Genomic DNA, 2705 nt, shown 5'->3' with positions numbered 1-2705 from the left:
CATCCAGCATGCCCATCGACTCCATCACCTGCGCATTTCGCAAAGAAGCCTCGGCATAGGTCTGCGCCTCTTGCGAACGGCGCTGCGCCTCTTGCAAAGGCTCGCGCGACGTACGTTGAATCAACCAGGTCACCAAGGTCTGTGCACCTGCACCTACCAGAGCCGCCCAGCCCAACAGCGGATTGATGGCAAAAATCAAGACCAGCGACACCAGCGCAATCGGCAACTCAAAAATTGCCCCCAGCGCCGGGTTGTTGAAAAATTCACGCACGCTTTTGAAATCGTTTTGCACCGACAAGGCACCACCCATTTGCTTTTTGAGCAGACCGTCAAACATCGCGTTGTACACGCGGTCGGCCATGCGCAACTCAAACTCGATGCCCGCTCCCCACAACAAACGCGAGCGGAATTTCTCGATCAGCTCCATCACTGCGTAGGCCCCCAAGGTGACCACTGTCAGCATCAACAGCGTCATCACATCTCGGCTGTTCACCACCCGCTCATACACCTGCAGCATGTACACCGTGGGGGTAAAGCCCAGCAGACCAATCACCAAACTCATTAGCACAGCCTGACGCCATGCCAACTTGTTCTCCCACAGCGCCATGCGCAATTCGGAAACCGCAGAACCAGCCTTCATGGCGTCACCTCAACTGAAACATATTCTGGAATCAAAGCAGCCGAAGCAGCGCCCTGCGCCACAGGTTCGGCCAGCGCGTCAGGCTCGGCCGCCTCGATCGTGTCCAGATGAAAGGACAACTCAAACACCTTGTCCGTGCGCTCATTGAGCACAATCTCGCGCAGCTTGGCCTGCTCAAAAATAGCCAACTTCTCGGGCTCCAGCGTCAAGTCAAAGCGCATGCGCCCATCCATCGTGAACAAGGACAACTGCCCCGGCTTGATGCTCAAGGTATGGCGGTCAAAATAAACTGGGCAACTGTCCGCAAAACGCAAAAGCGGCAGAGCTGCGCCCGGCTTAAGCGCTGGATTGAAAGGACTCTGGGGGTGCTGGTAAATAAGCCGAGCCATTTTGGACACCGCATAAATGGCATTGCACACCATCTGCGAACCCAAGGCCGGGAATTGGGCACGCAATGCGTGGTAATGCAAATGGTGCAAAGTCACCCGATTCCACACACGCGAATGCTTCACGCTGGGCGCCAGCTGGTTGCAAACCTGCGCAAACACCACCCGCAACGCGCACAAACGTGCGTACTGCTCGGGCGATGTATTCAGGGGAACACGGATTTGAAAGTTCATATAGGAAGCGAGTATACCTCATTCCTATATGAAATTCCCAAACTTAATCTGGCAAATAAGCTTGGAGCATCCACTCTCCAAGATTTTTCATGTCCAGTCCTTGAAGCAGTCGATCACTGGCACACCGGATAGGAAATGCGCACATCGGTGTGATAAGCAAAGGCAGCACCGCGATACACATCGACACCCGCCCCCACCAGCCCACCCACCAACCAGTTCCCCGCCATCGACAAGTTCAAGCGGGAAGGCACCGTGGCCGTGATCTCGGGGAAAAAGGGCGACTTGCAAGCCACCTGCAAAGAAGTCAGATCCTTGTGCACCTGAAAAGTGCCTGGAGCCTGAAATTGCCACATCCCCTTGGCGTTTTGTGCCACACAAGCGGCTGGAACCATCCGGTCATTGCACAGCACCGTCACCTGAACAGGCTGCACATCACCGTGCAAAAAACTGGCGCAGCCCGACAACAGCAGCAAACCCACCACAGACCAGAAAAGGCGCATCATTGTTGACGTATCCCAGTTTGGGAGCGCCGCACACCATGTCAGCACCCCGTGAATGATTGGAATCGTCGCCAAACCCCAAAACTTGAGGCCAGCCCTAGGCGCCTTCAGTCACCACAGCCCGCCATCTATACAATAAAGCCAGTTTTCAAGACAGCCTCAAGCCATCGCCCTCATTGCCATGCAGCCCATCACCGGCCCCGCCCACCCTGCCGACATCGAAGCCGAATTTTGGCGCGAGTTGGCAGACATAGAAGCCGAATCCATCGGCTGGATTGCCCTGGACGAGGGCTGCTACCTGCACACCTGCACCCAAGCCAGCGAGGTGCTCATCGTCGGCACCGCCAGCGCCACCTTGGCAGGCCACAACGTGCTGTGGGTTTACTGAACCCCTTCAACGCACCTGCGTGACCGAGGTGATCGTCACCTCTGACAAAGGCACATCACCTATGCCATTCATCGTGCCCGTGGTTTGCGAAGCGATGGTATCCACCACCCCCATGCCCTGCACCACCGCGCCAAACACAGCGTACCCTCCATTCAAGGTATCCAAAGCCACGTTGTCCACCAAATTCACATAAAACTCAGACGTGGCCGAGTTAAGGTCATTGGTTCGGGCCATGGCCAAGGTGCCCCGCAAATTGGACAAACCGTTGTTGCTCTCCAAGGCAATCGGCGCCGCCAGCCCCGACTTTTTGACCAGCCCCGTGGTGTAGCCCCCCCCCTGTACCACAAACCCAGCGATCACCCGATGAAACAAGGTGTTGGTGTAAAAACCCTGGCGCACATAACCCAAAAAATTGTTCACCGAAACCGGCGCTTTGGCAGGGTCCAGCTCAAACAATATGCTGCCCATAGAAGTCACCAAAGCCACCTGCGGCTTAGGCACCGTCAAGGTGGTGGCAAACACCACCTTGCCTTCGGTGTCCTTGACCGACAACGGCA

The 2705-nt window shown here is 56.1% G+C and carries 4 protein-coding genes and 1 pseudogene; 1 reads left to right on the top strand and 4 read right to left on the bottom strand.

Annotated features, from left to right (window positions below; genetic code table 11):
- The 3 genes and pseudogenes from ACIQ39_RS19230 to ACIQ39_RS19220 all read right to left on the bottom strand — a co-directional run.
- Positions 1 to 640, bottom strand: a pseudogene (locus ACIQ39_RS19230) (type I secretion system permease/ATPase); the annotation flags it as partial.
- The gene (locus tag ACIQ39_RS19225) at positions 637 to 1260 is read right to left on the bottom strand and encodes a hypothetical protein (RefSeq protein WP_396436184.1); all 624 of its coding nucleotides are present in this window, start codon (positions 1258 to 1260) and stop codon (positions 637 to 639) included. The pseudogene ACIQ39_RS19230 and the gene ACIQ39_RS19225, both read right to left, overlap by 4 nt.
- Positions 1261 to 1373: 113 nt before the next feature.
- The gene (locus tag ACIQ39_RS19220) at positions 1374 to 1763 is read right to left on the bottom strand and encodes a hypothetical protein (protein WP_396436183.1); all 390 of its coding nucleotides are present in this window, start codon (positions 1761 to 1763) and stop codon (positions 1374 to 1376) included.
- Positions 1764 to 1941: 178 nt separating this feature from the next.
- Between ACIQ39_RS19220 and ACIQ39_RS19215 the strand changes: the two genes are divergently transcribed.
- Positions 1942 to 2148 (top strand): hypothetical protein, encoded by a 207-nt coding sequence (locus tag ACIQ39_RS19215; protein ID WP_396436182.1) that lies wholly within the window; start codon positions 1942 to 1944, stop codon positions 2146 to 2148.
- Between the two features lie 6 nt (positions 2149 to 2154).
- Here the strand turns inward: ACIQ39_RS19215 and ACIQ39_RS19210 are convergent, their stop codons facing one another.
- Positions 2155 to 2700, bottom strand: coding sequence for a peptidylprolyl isomerase (locus ACIQ39_RS19210; protein WP_396436185.1), 546 nt, complete (start codon positions 2698 to 2700; stop codon positions 2155 to 2157).
- Positions 2701 to 2705: the final 5 nt, after the last annotated feature.

It is taken from the genome of Limnohabitans sp. (assembly GCF_044361645.1).
GTDB lineage: Bacteria > Pseudomonadota > Gammaproteobacteria > Burkholderiales > Burkholderiaceae_C > Limnohabitans_A.
This window is presented reverse-complemented; position numbering and strand designations above follow the sequence as displayed.

What these genes read in the sequence shown, in the direction of transcription:
- ACIQ39_RS19215 (WP_396436182.1), top strand. Translation starts at nt 1,942, where the DNA reads ATGCAGCCCATCACCGGCCCCGCCCACCCTGCCGACATCGAAGCCGAA.
- ACIQ39_RS19220 (WP_396436183.1), bottom strand. Translation starts at nt 1,763, where the DNA reads ATGATGCGCCTTTTCTGGTCTGTGGTGGGTTTGCTGCTGTTGTCGGGC.
- ACIQ39_RS19225 (WP_396436184.1), bottom strand. Translation starts at nt 1,260, where the DNA reads ATGAACTTTCAAATCCGTGTTCCCCTGAATACATCGCCCGAGCAGTAC.